Raw genomic sequence first — 14,646 nt, forward strand, 5'->3', positions numbered from 1 at the left:
TGGTAGAACCGTATTTCCCTCGTCAGATCGGGGAAAAACCCTGAACAGACCCGTATTTCGCGCCGGCGTCGCCCTCGTTGCGACGAGCTTCCTCCTGGCCGCGTGTACGGGCGGGATCCCCACCCCTGCTCCGAGCCCCAACCCCACGACGATGCCCCGGCCGAGCGGGCCACCACCGAGCGGGCTCACCGGGTCGGTCGCCACCGGCGGGATCGACGTGCAGCTGCTGCTCGCCACGTCACCACCGACCCTGTTCGACGCCGACACCGGCGCGAAGGGCACCGTTCCCGGCGTGCCGGGTGGTGATCGGCTGGTCTGGATGCAGCGCGTCGGCCGCACCCCGGTGATCCTCACCTCGCCCCGGTGCCAGCAGACCTGCCAGCCGTTCGACGTCTACGCCTACGCGGGCGTGGCCACGCCGCTCGGCCAGGCAGTGAGCCTCGCGCCGGGTGCCGACGCGAAGAGCGTGTGGGTCATCCGCCAGGACGCCCCGGACAGCTGCCGGCTCGAGCACGTGTCGCTCGCCGGCTCGGAGCTGGGCGGCGGCAACACGGCGAGCTGCACCACGATCCTGCGGGAGGAGACCTCCCGCGGCCTGCTGATCACCGTGAACAACGGCACCGCCGAAACCGTCGACGTCCTCATCGACCCCGACACCGGCCGCACCGTGCAGCAGGCCCCGAGCATCCTCGCCGCGATCGGCGACCGGCTGGTCCTCGGCGGCCTCACGGACCTGACGGTCGTCGACCTGCGCGACGGGAGCCGCGAGAAGGTCCAGCCGCCGGTGGTCCAGAACAATCCCCTGGTCGTCCCGAGCCGGGACGGCACCTACGCCGCCGTCGACTTCGGCTCGCCCGCGTGGCACAGCTCCGACCTCCAGACCCGCGACGTGTGGCTGCTCGACCTCACGGACCTGACCTGGCAGCAGTCACCGTCGATGCCGTTCTCCACCGAGAACCTCAAGCACTCGTCGCTGGACTGGACCGACGACGGCGACCTCGTGCTCGACGACGGGGTCGTCGCGGCCTGGCACCCGGGCGAACCCGCGTGGCGGCTCGGGAAAGCCAAGCTGACCGGCGCTCTGCAGACGGCCGCGGTCAGCGCTTCGTAGCGATCAGTCCTCGTCGAGGCCGTGTTCGATCGCGTACCGCGCCAGCTCCACGCGGTTGTGCAGCTGCAGCTTCCGCAGCGTCGACTGCACGTGGTTCTCCACCGTCCGGTGCGACAGGACCAGCCGCTCCGCGATCTGGCGCGCGGTCAGCCCCTTCGCGACCAGCCGCAACACGTCCGTCTCGCGTTCGGTCAACCGCGGCGGCGCCGGCTCGGCGGAGGAAGGCGCGTCGGCCATCCGCCGGTACTCACCCAGCACGAGCCCAGCCAAACCCGCCGTGAAGACGGGATCGCCCTCGGCCGTGCGGCGAACGGCGTCCACCAGCTCCGCCGCGGACGCCGACTTCACCAGATAGCCGGAGGCACCCGCCTTCACCGCCTCCAGCACGTCGGAGTGCTCTCCGGAAGCCGACAGCACCAGCACCCGCGTGTCCGGTAGTTCCGTCGTGATCTCGCGCGTCGCGTCGACGCCGGAGGTGCCGTCGAGATTGAGGTCCATCAGGACGACGTCCGGGCGGACCGTGCGGGCGATGCGTACGGCGGCGGGGGCGTCGGGCGCCGTGGCGCGGACGTCGAAGCCGTTTTCGCCCAGGTCGCGGGCGACACCGTCGCGCCAGATGGGGTGGTCGTCGACCACCATCACGGAAATCGTCATCGTCCGCCCCTCGTTTTGTTCGGCACGGTTACCTTTCGCCCGGTCTTGTTCGGCACCGGCGTGTTCGGCACACGCACCTCCCATTCCGTGCCGCGGCCCGGAGCGCTGTCCAGGGCCGCGGTGCCGCCGAGATCGCGCACCCGGCCTCTGATGGACTCCACCACACCCAGGTGCCCGTCGGCCTCCGCACGCGCCAGCCGGCCTTCGGGAATGCCCGGGCCGTCGTCGCGGATGCTCACCACGACCTCGCCGCCCAGGTCCTCCAGCAGCACCCACGCGCAGGCGCCCGGTCCCGCGTGCTTCTCCACATTGGACAGTGCTTCGCGCGTGACGGCCACCAGTTCCGAAGTCACGTGCGCCGGCAGGTCCACGGTCCCCGCGGGCGTCGCGACCTGGACCGACGGCGTGGCCAGCAACTGCAACGCCGAACGCAGGTCCGCGGTTCCGTTGCTCGCCACCGCCCACGACGGTTCGGTGGTCACCAAGGCGCGCAACGCGATCTCCTGCTCACCGGCCAGCCGCGCCAGGTCTGCCGCCTCGCCGCCGACCTCCATGCCACGCCGACGCACGCGCGCGAGCACCTGCAGCACGCTGTCGTGGATCGAGCGTGCGAGCCGTTCGCGTTCGGCCGTCGCGGCTTCCGTGCGCAACGCCAGCGCGAGCGCCTCCGCCGAACGCCGCGCGGTGGTGGCCGCCATGCCGATCAGCACGCTGCTCGCGCACAGCAGCACGCCGTCGCGGAAGACGTCGAGGTCCAGGCGTTCGCGCGCGACGCCGGTGCCGACGGCGACCACAAGTCCCGCCAGCACCCCGCCGCCGGCGCCGAAGCGCGTCGCCGCCGCGATCGGTCCCACGGCGGCCCACACCGTGGTGATCAGCGGCGCGGCCTCGGCGTACTGCGTCGGCGACAAGATGAAGGGCGACAACAACATCAGCCCGGTCGTCAGCACGACGTCGAGCACCACCAGCCACCGTCGGCGGCCGCCTTCGCGCAGGTACGCGACGCCCGACACCAGCGTCCATCCGCCCATCGCGCCGACGACGGCCCACGCCAGCCACGCGCGCTGGAACTCACCGCGGTGCGCGATCACCACGCCGAGCGCGAACGCCCACGTGACCACGCGCAGCAGCACGACCCCACGCCACAGCGGCGTCGCCGGGTCGCGGGTGGCCGGCGTGCTCACTTCTCCTCGTCGTCGCCCCGAGTCGGCACTTCGGCGTCGTCGGAGCCCGGTTCGGCGTCGTTGGGTTGCGCCGCTTGGTCGTGGAGCACGTCGACGGCTTCGGGATCGGGATTGTGTTCGTGGAGCAGCGACCGGATGCCCGCGTTGAGCACGGCCAGCAGCGGCACGGCCAGCAGCGCGCCGGCGATGCCCGCGGCGACGAGGCCGGTGGCGATCGCGAGCACCACGGCCAGCGGGTGCAGCCGCACGGCGCGCCCGAGCAGCAGCGGCTGCAGCACGTGGCTTTCCAGCTGCATCACGCCGATCACAATCGCCAGCACGATGATCGCGCCGATGAATCCCTTGGTGACCAAGGCGATCAGCACCGCGACGCTACCGGCGATCACGGCACCGATGATGGGGATGAACGCGCCGAGGAACACCAGCGTCGCCAGCGGGATCACCAGCGGCACGCCGACGATCCACAGCCCGATGCCGATGCCCACGGCGTCGACCACGGCCACCGCGGCCGTCGCGCGGATGTAGCTGACGAGCGACGCGAAACCGCGGCGCCCGGCCACGTCCACGCGCTTGCGCACCCGCGCGGGGATTCCGCGCACGAGGAACGACCAGATCTGGTTGCCACCGGCCAGGAAGAAGATCGTGACGAACAGCGTGAGCACGAAGCCGGTGAGGATCTCGCCGACGGTGCCCGCCGTGGTCAGCGCGGTGTTCGTGAGCGAGGCCTGGTTGTTCTGGATGAAACCGATCGCATTGCTCAGGAAGTCCTGGATCTGTTCCTGACGCAGGTGGATCGGGCCGTTGGTGAGCCAGTCCTTGATCTGGTTGAGGCTGTTGTTCAGCTGTTGCTGCAGCTGCGGCAGACCGCTGGAGAACTGTGTGATGACGAACGTCAGCAGCCCGCCCAGCACCGCCAGGCCGGCGATCAGCACGATGGCCGTGGCCAACCCGCGCGGGAAGCGGACGCGCACCAGCTTCTCCACGGCGGGCGCGAGCAGCGCCGCGAGCAGCAGCGCGATGGACACTGGAATGACCACCGCCGCCAGGTACCCCATCAGCCAGACCACCGCGTACAGCGCGGCGATCACGACGATGAACCGCCAGCCCAGGGCCGCGGCCACCCGCAGTCCGCGCGGGACAAGGCCGGTGATGTCGTTGTGCTCGGTGAGGAACGGTTGCTCGCGCCGTCCGCGTGGTGGCTGGCTCACGGTGCCCACCGTATCGGTCTACCCCGACATTTCCGGGCCCAACCACGGCGGTGCGTCCGCCGGTTCGCCCGAAGTGGCGCTTGACAGCCGACTGCGCAGTAACCCCGCTCCGCCAGTGGTGATCACCGAACGTGAGATCAAGCCACACTCTGTGTTGTTCACACGATGGTGGCATCAAGTCGTGTCAAGGATGCGTGACGGGTGTGGCTCCTGGTTTTCTCGGTCGCACACCCGGCGATGGGGAACGCAATTCCGACGATTCAGTGTCGCTCGGAAAGCGAAAAGCCCGAAAACATTTCGAGTCAGACGTTTCGAGTCGAGGAGAAGCACGAGTGACGAACGCGGCGAACGAGAGGCGGGACGCCAAGCGCGTCGGCCGTCTCGCGTCGCGTGCGCTGTTCGTCCTCGGTGGCGCGGTCGCCGCGACCGCCGCCGCGTGGGCCGTCTCCTCCTCCGCCGCCTCGGCCGACACCATCCAGGCCGGTGAGGTCGGTGCGAGCGTCACCCCGGTGACCGACGCGACCGTGGCCAATCTCGGCGACGTCACGGGCGGCGTCTCGCAGTTCGCCGGCAGCGTCGCCGGCGCCGCCGCGGGCGCCGTGCAGAACGTCTCCGCGTGCGAGCAGGACGCCACCACGTGGTCCGAGCCGGGCCACGACCGGCCGATCTGCTCGCTCGACCCGCGCGACCACATCGGTGGGCCGCACCGCGACCAGGTGCGCACCACGGCCGACCACGAGGTGTCGGGGCGCGTCAGCGACGCCGTGACCGACCTCGGCGAAGACGCAGTGCTGCACCCGGCGTCGCGCACGCTCGGCGCGATCGAGCACATCGCCCGCAAGCCCGAGGACACCCGCCGCGTGATCGACGAGGCCACGGCCCCGTCGCCCGAGGCGCAGGACTTCGGCCGCAAGGTGTGGGACCTCCTCGACCCGAGCCACACGGGGTCGCTGGTGAACCTCCCCGAGCTCCCGGGCTCGCCCGTCGAGCCGGCCGCTCCCGTCTCGGCCGCCACCGGCACCACCGGTGACACGGCGCAGAACCTCGGCGCCGCAGCGGTTTCCACCTCCGACGCGCTGCGGGCGATCTTCTCCCGCTCCGCGCACGAGGACTTCGCGGCAGCAGGCGAGAGTGTCGACACGTCTTCGCGTGGCGACCACCGCAACCAGCCCGCCCCGTTCTCCCCGGCGCAGCTTCCGATGGCGCCCCCCTCCATCCCGACTGTCCCCGGCGGCGGCAACAACACCGCCCCCGGTGGTCACCTCGACGGCCTCAACTTCGGCGTCCCCTCCTGGGTCACCGCTGCCGTCGACAACGCCGTGGCGGGTTCGACCCGTGCCGGTGTGCGGCACACGCCGCTCAGCCCGGGCCACCAGCCCGGCGTCACTCCTGACTGATTCACCTCACCCGCGGGGTCGTTGACGCGCCCTGAAGCTCGAGCACCTTCGTCGTGCCTGCTTCGCGTCACCGACTGAACCCCGCGGGTTTTCTCGCGATGCGCCCTTTTCCGCGCTCGCACCGCACCACCCCTCTGGTGCGCATTTCCCCTCGATGAACACGGCGAAAAGCGCACCTCCACAAGCCCGCAAGGGAACCCGAAATGAAGGAGAAAAACCCCATGCAGACCTGGGCAAAGCGCGGACTCCAGACCGCGTTGGTCACGGGTGGGTTGTTGATGCTGGGCACCGGCATCGCCTCGGCCGACGAAAACGTCAACCCTGACACCCCGGCCTCCCCGCTCGACCTCAACGTCACCGTTCCGGTCGACGTCGACAACAACGCCATCGGCACCCCGCTGGGTCAGGTGGACGTTCCTGGTTACCAGGGTGAGGTCAGCACCAAGCCCGTCACCTCCGCCGTGAAGGACGCGCTCGCTTCGGCGAAGAGCCCCGGCGGTGCGGCGAGCAACCTGACGGACAGCCTGCCGAAGGCCGATGCGCCGCGGCAGCTGACGCCGACCCACGACGCCCTCAAGGGCAACAAGGTCTCCGGCGACCTCGTCGTGCCGATCCAGATCGTCGACAACGCCGTCGGTGTGCTGGGTGACGCGAACGTCGACGGCAAGTCGCACGAGCAGACCTACTCGCACAACCAGGACATCGCGACCTCCGGCAAGAACTCCGGGCTCGCGGGCAACGTCGTCGCCCTCGACTGGGCGCTCCCCGTGCAGCTGGCCGGCAACGGCGTCGGCCTCGCGGGCGGGTCCGGTGCGGTGCACGGCGGCTCGGCCAGCCAGAGCACCACCGAGACCGGCAACATCGACACCACCGGCAAGGGCTCTGGCCTCTCCGGCAACGTCGTCGCCGGCCAGTTCGCCACCCCGGTGCAGGTGACCGGCAACGCCGCGTCCTGGATCCTGGGCAACGGCTACAGCCAGTACACCGCCGACACCAGGGCCACCTCGGGCGGCTCCGCGCTGACCGACGGCAAGGGCGGCGCGGGCACCGGCAACGTGGTGGGCGCGCCCATCGCCCTGCCGGTGAAGTTCAACGGCAACGCCGGTGGCGTGTGGGGCTCGGACGCCGACGCGACGTCCTCCTCCTCGGCCGACGCGAAGGCGGGCGACAAGCGGCCGGGCAGCCTGGGCGGTACGCCGACCTACCTCGAGACCGACGGTGACCAGTCGTTCCTCGGCGGCAACGCCGCGGCCGCGCAGCTCAGCCCGATCGCGAACGTCGCGAGCGTGGCGGGTTCGTGGATCGGCAACGCGACCACGGGCATGTCGCCCGAGCGCTCCGTCGGCAGCTCGCACTCGAGCACCGTCGACTCCGGCGGCTTCGTCAAGACCTCGGGCCAGCAGGCCGCGGGCGCGGGCAACGTGGTCGACCCGGCCGTGGCCCTGCCCGTCGAGGCGTGCGGCGTCGGCGGCACCTACATCGGCAACGCGCACGCCGCGTGCGACAACACCACCGACGCCAACGCGGGCAACGGCAGCTACACCCGCGGCAACGACACCGTGCTGGGCGGCAACGTCGTCAACAGCCAGGTGGCGGGCGCTCCCGAGGTGCACGGCATCGGCGGCAGCCACATCGGCAACGCCTCCGGCACGTCGAACGAGACCAAGACCGTCACGGCCGGTGGCTACGACGGCAGCCAGGGCAACGACTCCTCGGGCTCGGGCAACGTCGTCCAGGTCCCGGTGGGCGTGCCCGCCGAGGTCTTCGGCGTGGGCGGCTCGTTCATCGGCCAGGGCTCGGCCGACGCGCACGAGACCAAGGTCGTCCAGGCCGGCGGCGGCGGGAACACCGCCGACGACAACGGCTTCCTGAGCTCGAACCTCGGCACCGTCCCGGTGTCGGCCCCGGTGCAGGTCTTCGGCATCGGCGGCGCGTTCGTGGGCCAGGGCCACGGCAACGCCACCGGCGACACCACCTCGGGTGCCGGCTGGGACACGCACGCGACCGGCACCAAGGGTGCGGGCGCGGGCAACATCATCGAAGCCCCGGTCTCGCTGCCCGTCCAGGGCCACGGGATCGGCGGCGCGGTGGCCGGCATCGGCACCGCGCAGGCCGACAACCTGACCGACTCGACCGCGGGCGGCCACGCCAGCACCGACGGCCAGGGCGGCGGCCTCGCCGGCAACATCATCAAGGCGCCGGTCGCCGGTGCGGTGAACCCGTCGGGTACCGGTGTCGCGGGTGCGGCGCTGGGCCACGCGGCCGGTTCGAACGACGTCGCGTCGACCGCGGGCGGCTCCGCGCTGACCAACGGTGACGCGGGCGCGGTGGCGGGCAACGTCATCGGTGCCGACCCGCTGGCGGCCGTCCCGGTCGTGGCGGACTCGGTTTCCGCGGCGGGCGTGTCCTCCGCCGACAGCATGAACACGCAGGACGTGACCGCTGCCGGTGACGACACCACGTCGGGTCTCGAGGGCTCGGTTTCGGGCAACATCCTCGACATCCCCGTCAGCGCGGTGCCGCACGTGGTGACCAACGCCGTTTCCGCGGCCGGTGTCGCCCACGCGACCGGTGACAACAACATCACCGCGACCAACGGTGGCACCCCCACCACCGACGGTGACGGAAGTGCGCTCTCGGGCTACAACTTCTACCACCACCTGCCGGTCAACGTCCCGGTCTTCGGCGTCCCGCTGGAGCTGCTGGGCACCGCGACCGCGGAGGGCACCGACAACACCGTCGTGTCCGAGCCGTCGATCGACACCCCGCTCGGCAACGAGCTCGGTGCGGCTCAGCTGCCCGCGCTGCCGGCCCTGTCGGCGCTGCCGGCCGCCGGTGCCACGCCGGGTCTGCCCGCGCTGCCGGGTCTGCCGGCCCTGCCGGCCGCCGGCGCTCTGCCGGGCCTGCCCGCCATGGCGATGCTGCCGGGTGCCGAGCGCGCCGACCTGCCGGTCAGCGGGCTGTCGGCCCTGAACGAGCTGGGCCAGCTCAAGGGCGCCACCTCCCTGCCGACCGTGTCGGGTCTGGGTAGCGGCGTGCACCTGCCGGGTCTGCCCGTCGGTGGCGAGCGCGCGGACATGCCGGCCCTGCCGGCCGTCCCGGCTCAGCTCCCGGTGAAGGCGAACCTGCCGACGCTGCAGCAGCTCCCCGCCGTGACGGCGCTGCCGGCTCTGCCGGGCGTGCCCGCCACGCTGCCGACGTCGGGTGTCCCGGCGCTGCCGACCGCGGGTCTGCCGGCTCTGCCCGCGCTGCCCGCCGTCCCGGCGCTGCCCGTGGCTCAGGTCCCGGCGCTGTCGGGCATGGACTCCTCGCCCCTGGCGATGATCCAGCAGCTGGCCGCGAAGGTGACCGGCTTCTTCAAGAAGTGAGCATGTAGCTGAACCCGAAACGGGCCCGGAAGCAGCCAGCTTCCGGGCCCGTTTCTTTGTGCGTCAGGAAAATTCGAGCGAACGCTTCGCGAGGCCGTGCCAGAACCCGTCGATCACGGTGCGGCCGGTCGTCTCGCTCGCGCCGAGCGTGACGAACAGCGGTGCGAAATGCTCGATGCGCGGGTGCGCGACGGCTGCGGCCGGCGCTTTGTGCTGGAAGTCGAGCAGTGCGTCGAAGTCGCCGTGCTGGATGACCTCGTCGCCCCAGTGGTCGAACTCGGTGGACCACTGCGGTGGCGTGCCGTCGGTGCCGTCGGTCTCGCGCATGGCGCTGAGGTTGTGGGTGAAGAAGCCGCTGCCGATAATCAGCACGCCTTCGTCGCGCAGCGGCGCGAGCTTGCGGCCGAGGTCGAACAGCGCCTGCGGGTCGAGCGAAGGCATCGAGACCTGCAGCACGGGGATGTCGGCGTCGGGGTACATCTCGACTAGCGGCACGTACGCGCCGTGGTCGAGGCCGCGGTCCGGCGCGTCGTGCACGGGCGTGGTCGAGTGCAGCAGCTTGCGCACCTTCGCGGCCAGTTCGGGCGCGCCCGGTGCGGCGTATTTCACCTGGTAGAAGCGGTCGGGGAAGCCCCAGAAGTCGTACACGAGGGGGACGGTCTCGGTCGCCCCGAGCGTCAGCGGCGCTTCCTCCCAGTGCGCCGAGACGACGAGGATCGCCTGGGGCTTCGGCAGGTCCGCGGACCAGCCGGCGAGCTGCCGCGTCCACCTCGCGTCGTCCGCGAGCGGCGGCGCACCGTGGCTGAGGTAGAGAACCGGGGTGCGGGCCATGCGTGCCTCCAAGTGTTTGAAACTTCAACTACTACAGTACGCGACGCTGCGAGGCCCGGCGATATTTCCTCAGGTGAGGTTTTCGGCCATCCGTTCCAGGGAGCGGACAGTGGTGAGGTAGTCCTGCTCGTCGATGCCGTTGGTGGCTCGGGCGCGGAAGGCTCGGACTTCGGCCTCGATTGTTTGATGGGCTCGCCGGCCTCCGGCGGTGAGCTGGTGGTCCGGGGTGAGCCAGCCTCGGTGGTGCAGCTCGCCGAGGTGCCGGGCCATGCTGCCTTCTTGGGCGACAAAGGGCTTCAGCGCTTCGTCGACTTGTTCGACGGTGTGCGCCCCTTGCGCGACCGCGTTGAGCACCTGCCATTGGCGGCGCGTGAGGTGGTAGGTGCCGAGCGGCTGGTCGAAGGCCTTTTCGAGCAACTCGTGGTTGTGCCGCAGCCAGTAGCCGATGGGTTTCATGGATACTCCCTATGTCGAAGAGCAACTGCATGTAAATGTACATGTACTTCCGTGAGGGGACCCCCATGCCGGAACCGGTGGCCGATGTCGAGCGCGCCATGATCGCCATCCGCCGGAGTCAGCAGCGCCGCGCCCTCACCCGCATCGCCCGTGGCCGTGGCCAGCACGCCCTGGACCCGGTGATCGAACTGCTCGACGTCGTCGAGGACTTCGCGGACCGTGACGATCCGGCGACCGTCACGTCGCTCGCGTTGGCGCTCGGCGTCGACCAGCCGCGTGCCAGCCGTCTCGTCGCCCGCGCCGTCGACCAGGGCGACCTGCAGCGGGAAGCCGACCAATCCGACGGCCGTCGCACGGTCCTCGCGCTGACCCCGGCCGGCCGCGCCCGGCTCGACGCGCTGCACACGTTCCGCAGGACTGTCTTCGCGGAGGCGATGTCGCCGTGGAGCGCCGAGGATCGCGCGACGTTCGCCCGCCTGTTGACGAGCTTCATCACGAACTACGAGGCTCTCGGCCGCTGACCGCCGAGAGCCACGGTGGCTGGGTGATCGACATGGACGACCCTGACCGCGCGGGAGCCGAACCTTTCGCGTCCCCCGAGCAGCCCCGCGTGGCCCGCGCCGCCGCCGACGCGGCACCGCACGCGGCGGCCCTGATGACCGAACACCTCGGCGACCACCGCCAACTGCTGCCGACGATGTACTTCGACGCCCTCGGCGTCTGGTACCTCGCCGCCTGGCACCGCCGCGATGTCGATCCCGATCAGTTCGAGCAGGCCGGCGCCGTCGCGGCCGTGCTGGCTGCCGAGTTCAAGTCCGATCCCCAGGTCGGGAACGCGATCGCGGTCGGCTTCGTGGAGATGTTCACTTACCTGTCTGAATCGGAACAGGCCGCCGCGGCGACTCTGCCGCCCGTGCTGCGTGCCGAATACACCGCAATGGCCGCTTGGCGTCCCAGCTGAACCGCCTGGCTACCTCGGCTGGTCAGCCTGCTTGATCGCGGCGTACAGCAGCATGTCCACCCGTCGGCCGCCGATTTCCTGGTGGCTGCGGAGCAGACCTTCGCGCTCGTAGCCCGCGGCCTCGGCCGTGCGCACGGAGGCGACGTTCCACGGTTCGATGTACAGCTCGATCCGGTGCAGGTCCGGGATCGACCAGGCGAACCGCGTCAGCGCGGTGAGTGCCTGCCGCGCGAACCCCCTGCCGCGGTGGGCGGGGGCGATGGCGTACCCCGCGGTCGCCCGGCCGGCGGTGAGGGCGGCGAGGTGCAGGCCGATCGTGCCCAGCGCTTCGTCGGTTCTCGCGGACGCCACGCAGAACGCGTAGCCGAGCCCGACGTCGAGGCGGTCGTGCTGTCGCCGGAGGTACGCGCGGGCGTCGTCCCGGTTGGAGTTGCCGAAGAGGGACCCGATGGTCGGGATGTAGGGCTCGGTCGACAAGTCGATGATCATGTCCACGTCCCGGTCTTCGAAGGCGCGCAGTCGCACGTCGCCGAACGTGGGGACCGCTTCGGACACGGCGGGGCTAGTCGTGCGCGAGGTCGGCGAAGCGGCTGTAGTGCAGCTGGTGCGCGACGACGATCGTGCTCGTCGGGCCGGCGCGGTGCTTTGCCAGGATCAGGTCGGCTTCGCCGGCGCGGGGGTCGTCGCGTTCCCAGGCGTCGGGGCGGTTGATCAGGATGACGATGTCGGCGTCCTGCTCCAGGGAGCCCGACTCACGGAGGTCGGACAGCATCGGCTTCTTGTCGGTGCGCTGTTCCGGACCACGGTTGAGCTGGGAGATCGCGATGACCGGCACTTCGATTTCCTTCGCGAGCAGCTTGAGCTGCCGCGAGAACTCCGAGACTTCCTGCTGCCGCGACTCGACGCGCTTGCCCGACGTCATCAGCTGGAGGTAGTCGACGACCACGAGCTTGAGGTCGTGGCGCTGCTTGAGCCGGCGGGCCTTCGCGCGGATCTCCATCATCGTCATGTTCGGCGAGTCGTCGACGAACAGCGGCGCCTCCGAGACCTCGCTCATGCGGCGGGCCAGACGCGTCCAGTCGTCGTCGGACATCTTGCCACCGCGCATGTCGGCGAGGCGGATCTTGGCCTCGGCCGAGAGCATGCGCATCACGATCTCGGTGCGGCTCATTTCCAGCGAGAAGATGACGCTGGTCAGGCCGTGGCGGATCGACGCCGAACGCACGAAGTCCAGGCCCAGCGTCGACTTACCGACACCGGGGCGGGCGGCGACGATGATCATCTGGCCGGGGTGAAGGCCGTTGGTGAGCTCGTCGAAGTCGGCGAACCCGGTCGGGATGCCCTGCGACTGGCCACCGCGCGACGCGATCGCGTCGATCTCGTCCATGGTCGGCTGCAGGAGGTCTTCGAGCGCGACGTAGTCCTCGCTGGTGCGGCGCTCGGTGACGTCGTAGATCGCGGCCTGCGCGCGGTCGACGACCTCGTCGATGTTGGCGCCGTCGGCGGCCGCCGCGCCGTAGCCGTACTGCACGATGCGCGTGCCTGCCTCCACAAGCCGGCGCAGCACCGCCTTCTCGGCGACGATCTCGGCGTAGTACCCGGCGTTGGCCGCGGTGGGGACGGTCGCGATGAGCGTGTGCAGGTACGGCGCCCCGCCGACGCGGCCGAGCTCGCCGCGGCGCTCCAGCTCCGCCGACACTGTGATCGGGTCGGCGGGCTCGCCGCGGCCGTAGAGGTCGAGGATGCAGTCGTACACGGCCTGGTGCGCGGGCCGGTAGAAGTCGCCGGGCCCGAGCGCCTCGATCACGTCGGCGATTGCGTCTTTCGACAGCAGCATGCCGCCCAGCACCGACTGCTCCGCCGCCATGTCCTGCGGCGGCTGCCGGTCGAACCCGCCCGGCCCCGGGTCACTCGGCCCCGGGTCGGAGTCCGCGTCGTACATCGGACCGCGGTCGTCGGTCAGCGCCACCGCCCCGGACACCTCCTCGACCGGCGGGCAAAGCCGCGGTCATCCCCTGCCACTCGTCACGTCCTGTGTCGAACGGTGTCGCGCGAGCTCTCCTCGTGCGAACACCTGTTCGAGTATGCCGGATCCTCTCCGACTTTCCCAGCCCAACCGCCGGGCCCTCGTTGATGATGGACCGGCGTCCCCCTCACCGATGACTTGCCACGCCGGGCGCCACCGTGAGTGCTGGCCGAGAGGGCACGCTAGATCCCCCGGACGGAGGAGCGCAATTCCGGGTGTTGACCGTCCTGTGGATAACTTGTGGACGACTGGAGGTAACCAGTCACAGGCAGCCGCCACGCTGTGGACAAGTTGGGGACAGTGCTGATCAGCTTCAAGGAAACCCCAGGTCAAGCCCTGTGTAGAGACTGTGGAGAACTTTGTCGAAACTCGTCCGGCGTGTCGCGCGTGGCGCGTCGTTCGGCGTGTCGCCCGGGCGGGTGCGCACATGCCTGTGGATGAATGCTACGGAGCGTAGAAGCGTGACACGGTGGGCTGAACGAGCGATCGCACCGGCCGCGCACCGGCGTTTTGGTGCTCTGAGTAACCGCTGAGTGAGAACACGCTGGTAGGCCGGTCGCAATACAAAAACTGGGTGGGGTTCACCTGGCGGCCATCTGAACGTGCCGCACTCGAAATCCCACCCGGAGTAGCGCTCTAACGGGTCAGCCCAACGCGCTCTGCGCGGTCCGCAACCGATCCCCGATCGCCTTCGGCGTACCCGGCGTGAACACGACGAGCGAATCGTCCCGCCCGGGCCGCTCCTCCATCAACCAGCGCCCCTCGGCGGTGTCCACGAAGTTGATCGGCTTCGGAATCCGCCGGCGCCGCCCCCCGTTCGACCGCGCCGCGACGTACAACGACCCCGCCCCGGTCCGCGGCGCCTTCAGGATCCGCTGAATCTCCTTCAAAGGCGCGAGCGCCTCGTTCCGCCCGGTCTGCATGATCGACCGCTGCGACACGTCCTCGGACCCCGCGGCGTGGCCACTCTCGAACTCGGACTTGCTCGTGACCAGAGGCTGCCCCTGTGCCCCTTGAGCGAAGGGGAGCAGGTCGAGGAACGTCGGCAGCAGCAGGTCGGGCCGCTGCCGCGTGACGGTGACCGTTTGCTCGCCGATGACCCGGAGCAGCGCGAAGCCGCCGCCGTTGCCGCTACCGACCAGCACGGCGTAGTTCGAGGGGCTGCCGTCGTCGAACTGCCCGTCGAACCAGCCGTAGTACTCGATCTGCGGGTGACAGATCGACTCGACGAGCGCAAGCAGGTCGCGGTCCATGCCGCGCGGACCCATCAGCCCGATCTCGGTCAGGACATTGTTCACGTCCTGGTCGATCGTCCGCTCGGCATCCGGGTCCAGGAAGACCGGCATGTCCGCGATGACCTGGTGCGGCTCACCGCCCCGGCGCTTGATCAGGTTGAACAGCGTCGGGAGGGTGAACTTGTTCGGTTGATCAAGGGTGATCACGTCGTTAG

At 70.4% G+C, this 14,646-nt stretch carries 13 protein-coding genes; 5 read left to right on the top strand and 8 right to left on the bottom strand.

Features of this window, described 5'->3' with window-relative positions:
- The first annotated feature begins 151 nt into the window (after positions 1 to 151).
- Positions 152 to 1,111 carry a hypothetical protein gene (locus AB0M56_RS00285; RefSeq protein WP_364169150.1) on the top strand — a complete coding sequence of 320 codons (960 nt, stop codon included), beginning with the start codon at positions 152 to 154 and terminating at the stop codon, positions 1,109 to 1,111.
- Between the two features lie 3 nt (positions 1,112 to 1,114).
- On the opposite strand, the gene AB0M56_RS00290 is transcribed toward AB0M56_RS00285, so the two are convergent.
- From AB0M56_RS00290 to AB0M56_RS00300, 3 genes are read right to left on the bottom strand one after another with little or no spacing between them, the layout of a single operon-like run.
- Complete coding sequence (locus AB0M56_RS00290; RefSeq protein WP_364169153.1) at positions 1,115 to 1,765, bottom strand: response regulator transcription factor; 651 nt, start codon at positions 1,763 to 1,765, stop codon at positions 1,115 to 1,117.
- Positions 1,762 to 2,949 (bottom strand): DUF5931 domain-containing protein, encoded by a 1,188-nt coding sequence (locus AB0M56_RS00295; protein ID WP_364169156.1) that lies wholly within the window; start codon positions 2,947 to 2,949, stop codon positions 1,762 to 1,764. Before AB0M56_RS00295 ends, AB0M56_RS00290 begins: the two co-directional genes overlap by 4 nt.
- Positions 2,946 to 4,157 (bottom strand): AI-2E family transporter, encoded by a 1,212-nt coding sequence (locus tag AB0M56_RS00300; protein ID WP_364169159.1) that lies wholly within the window; start codon positions 4,155 to 4,157, stop codon positions 2,946 to 2,948. Before AB0M56_RS00300 ends, AB0M56_RS00295 begins: the two co-directional genes overlap by 4 nt.
- A gap of 332 nt (positions 4,158 to 4,489) precedes the next feature.
- Here AB0M56_RS00300 and AB0M56_RS00305 point away from each other — a divergent pair, with 332 nt between their 5' ends.
- A complete protein-coding gene (locus AB0M56_RS00305) occupies positions 4,490 to 5,554 on the top strand; it encodes a hypothetical protein (protein WP_364169161.1) in 1,065 nt (354 codons plus the stop codon).
- A 221-nt stretch (positions 5,555 to 5,775) separates the two neighbouring features.
- A complete protein-coding gene (locus AB0M56_RS00310; protein WP_364169164.1) occupies positions 5,776 to 8,922 on the top strand; it encodes a PE-PGRS family protein in 3,147 nt (1,048 codons plus the stop codon).
- 63 nt (positions 8,923 to 8,985) lie between these two features.
- On the opposite strand, the gene AB0M56_RS00315 is transcribed toward AB0M56_RS00310, so the two are convergent.
- Both AB0M56_RS00315 and AB0M56_RS00320 read right to left on the bottom strand, forming a co-directional pair.
- Positions 8,986 to 9,753 (bottom strand): class III extradiol ring-cleavage dioxygenase, encoded by a 768-nt coding sequence (locus AB0M56_RS00315; RefSeq protein WP_364169167.1) that lies wholly within the window; start codon positions 9,751 to 9,753, stop codon positions 8,986 to 8,988.
- A gap of 69 nt (positions 9,754 to 9,822) precedes the next feature.
- Complete coding sequence (locus AB0M56_RS00320) at positions 9,823 to 10,209, bottom strand: MarR family transcriptional regulator (RefSeq protein ID WP_364169169.1); 387 nt, start codon at positions 10,207 to 10,209, stop codon at positions 9,823 to 9,825.
- Between the two features lie 65 nt (positions 10,210 to 10,274).
- Between AB0M56_RS00320 and AB0M56_RS00325 the strand changes: the two genes are divergently transcribed.
- A complete protein-coding gene (locus AB0M56_RS00325) occupies positions 10,275 to 10,730 on the top strand; it encodes a MarR family transcriptional regulator (protein ID WP_364169172.1) in 456 nt (151 codons plus the stop codon).
- A 23-nt stretch (positions 10,731 to 10,753) separates the two neighbouring features.
- Positions 10,754 to 11,170 (top strand): hypothetical protein, encoded by a 417-nt coding sequence (locus AB0M56_RS00330; RefSeq protein WP_364169175.1) that lies wholly within the window; start codon positions 10,754 to 10,756, stop codon positions 11,168 to 11,170.
- A 9-nt stretch (positions 11,171 to 11,179) separates the two neighbouring features.
- Here the strand turns inward: AB0M56_RS00330 and AB0M56_RS00335 are convergent, their stop codons facing one another.
- The 3 genes from AB0M56_RS00335 to AB0M56_RS00345 all read right to left on the bottom strand — a co-directional run bounded on the left by AB0M56_RS00335 (position 11,180) and on the right by AB0M56_RS00345 (position 14,638).
- Complete coding sequence (locus tag AB0M56_RS00335) at positions 11,180 to 11,725, bottom strand: GNAT family protein (protein ID WP_364169178.1); 546 nt, start codon at positions 11,723 to 11,725, stop codon at positions 11,180 to 11,182.
- A gap of 7 nt (positions 11,726 to 11,732) precedes the next feature.
- Positions 11,733 to 13,139 carry a replicative DNA helicase gene (gene dnaB / locus AB0M56_RS00340; RefSeq protein ID WP_360607003.1) on the bottom strand — a complete coding sequence of 469 codons (1,407 nt, stop codon included), beginning with the start codon at positions 13,137 to 13,139 and terminating at the stop codon, positions 11,733 to 11,735.
- Positions 13,140 to 13,840: 701 nt separating this feature from the next.
- Positions 13,841 to 14,638 (bottom strand): ESX secretion-associated protein EspG, encoded by a 798-nt coding sequence (locus AB0M56_RS00345; RefSeq protein WP_364169180.1) that lies wholly within the window; start codon positions 14,636 to 14,638, stop codon positions 13,841 to 13,843.
- Between the last annotated feature and the right edge of the window lie 8 nt (positions 14,639 to 14,646).

This window comes from Amycolatopsis sp. NPDC051372, from assembly GCF_040682095.1.
Taxonomy (GTDB): domain Bacteria; phylum Actinomycetota; class Actinomycetes; order Mycobacteriales; family Pseudonocardiaceae; genus Amycolatopsis.